Here is a 1315-nt window from a genome sequence, read left to right as displayed (position 1 = left end):
GAGCGGGACGAGCAGCTGCGGGCGTTTCACGCCGCCGGGTGGCGGCCGGTGGATCTGCCACCGCGCCGGCGCCGGCACGGCCCCGGCTGACCCGGCGGGTGCCCGGGGCCAACCTGACCGTGAGCCCGCCCCGCCAGCCGTCCGTCCAGGACCCCGGCGACCCCGCCGAGGTCCGCGACCTCATCACCGAGTTCGAGGCGGGCGTCGCCCGGGCTCTGCGTGAGGTCAGTCCACACCGCCGCAACGAAGAGGGATCAACACGGTGACAAGCCCCTTCCTGCACGACAACGTCGACCACCAGGCCCACGCCGGGGCGGGCGGGGACCTCAGCCCCGAGGCCCGCACCTTCAACTGGCTGCTGGACTCGTTCACCTCCAGCACGGCCGGTGTGCTGGAGGCGATCGCGGTCTCGTCGGACGGGCTCCTCATGGCCATGTCCTCCATCAAGGACCGCTCCAACGCCGAGCGGCTCGCCGCCGTCGTGTCGGGCATGACGAGCCTCGCCGGCGGCGCCGCCAGCTGGTACGCGCTGGGCGGACTGAACCGGGTCATCGTCGACATGGCCGATGGGTACCTGCTGATCAGCGCGATCAGCAGCGGCTCAGTGCTCGGTGTGGTCGCCGACCGCTCGGCGAACCTGGGCACCGTCGCGTACGAGATGACGCTCTTCGCCGGGAGGGCCGGCGGCGCCCTCACCCCGCGCCTGATCGCCGAGTTGAAGAACGCCGTCCAGCAGTGACTCCCGACGTCGCCGGCGACGATCCGGGTCCGGAGCCCGTGATCCGGATCCGTCCCTACCTGCGCTCGCCCGTACCGGCCGGTGAGCCCGGCGCGGTGGGCCTGCCGGCGGCGACGGCCGACCTCGAGCCCGACCCGGAGCGGCCGGCCGGGCCGCGCCCGTTCGTGCTCACCGCCGGGCGGGTGTCCGGCACGGATCCGGCGATCGGCCTGGAAACCCAGGTCACGGCCCGTCCGGCGGCCGAGTGGACGACACCGGCCGCGCGGCTCGCCCCGGAACTCGCGGCGATCGTCGCGCTCTGCGCCGAGCCGATCTCGGTGGCGGAGATCTCGGCCACCATGCGGATGCACTTCGGCGTGACCCGGGTCCTGGTCGGCGACCTGCGCGCCGCCGGGCACCTGGACGTGCACGTCGGCGCCGCCGACGACGCCCTCGACCCCGACATCATCCTGCGAGTGATTGATGGACTCCGTGCGATCTCCTGACTGGCCGGCCACCCCGCTGGGCGGGCTCGCGGCCAACAGCGCCGCCGCCCGCTACGGCGGCCTTCATGATGGGCTGGCTGGCCATCATCGG

The 1315-nt window shown here is 73.8% G+C and carries 3 protein-coding genes; all 3 read left to right on the top strand.

Translation table 11 applies throughout. The annotated features are described in order from the left end of the window. Positions 1 to 266: hypothetical protein (locus tag AB0I76_RS30075; RefSeq protein ID WP_357042564.1), on the top strand; the 266-nt coding region annotated here is incomplete at its 5' end. Continuing rightward, on the top strand, positions 263 to 739 hold the full coding sequence (locus AB0I76_RS30070) for a roadblock/LC7 domain-containing protein (protein ID WP_357042561.1): 477 nt from the start codon (positions 263 to 265) through the stop codon (positions 737 to 739). The genes AB0I76_RS30075 and AB0I76_RS30070, both read left to right, overlap by 4 nt. Next, positions 736 to 1224 (top strand): DUF742 domain-containing protein, encoded by a 489-nt coding sequence (locus tag AB0I76_RS30065; protein WP_357042558.1) that lies wholly within the window; start codon positions 736 to 738, stop codon positions 1222 to 1224. The genes AB0I76_RS30070 and AB0I76_RS30065 overlap by 4 nt, the downstream gene beginning before the upstream one ends. The last annotated feature ends 91 nt before the right edge of the window (positions 1225 to 1315 follow it).

This window comes from Micromonospora sp. NPDC049799 (genome assembly GCF_040656655.1).
GTDB lineage: Bacteria > Actinomycetota > Actinomycetes > Mycobacteriales > Micromonosporaceae > Micromonospora.
The sequence above is the reverse complement of the archived record's forward strand: the minus strand, read 5'-3'. Positions and strand labels throughout refer to the sequence as shown.